Annotated in this window: 1 protein-coding gene; it reads left to right on the top strand. The window is 54.7% G+C overall.

Annotation, left to right across the window (positions count from 1 at the left end; genetic code table 11):
* Positions 1–386, top strand: a 386-nt coding sequence (locus ACEWB7_RS18665) for a CoA transferase (RefSeq protein ID WP_411581185.1), incomplete at both ends; no start/stop codon positions are given.

Genomic DNA, 386 nt, shown 5'->3' with positions numbered 1-386 from the left:
ATGCCAGCCTTCCCGTATACCGCCGATTACTTCTCCGGGATGACCGCGACGACAGCCGCGCTGGCAGCCCTGCACAAAGTACGCGAAACGGGTAAAGGTGAAAGCATCGATATCGCCATGTACGAAGTGATGCTGCGCATGGGTCAGTATTTCATGATGGACTACTTCAACGGCGGCGAAATCTGTCCACGTATGACGAAAGGGAAAGACCCCTACTACGCCGGTTGCGGCCTGTATAAATGCGCCGATGGTTACATCGTCATGGAGTTGGTCGGCATCACGCAAATCAACGAGTGTTTTAAAGATATTGGCCTGGCGCACATTCTCGGTACGCCGGAAGTTCCGGAAGGCACGCAGCTCATCCATCGCGTGGAATGCCCTTACGG

The sequence above is a fragment of the Acinetobacter sp. NIOH-H-8 genome, assembly GCF_046635365.1.
In the GTDB taxonomy this organism is placed as follows: Bacteria; Pseudomonadota; Gammaproteobacteria; order Pseudomonadales; family Moraxellaceae; genus Acinetobacter.
Note: the sequence above shows the minus strand (reverse complement) of the source record. Positions and strands in the feature narration are given on the sequence as shown.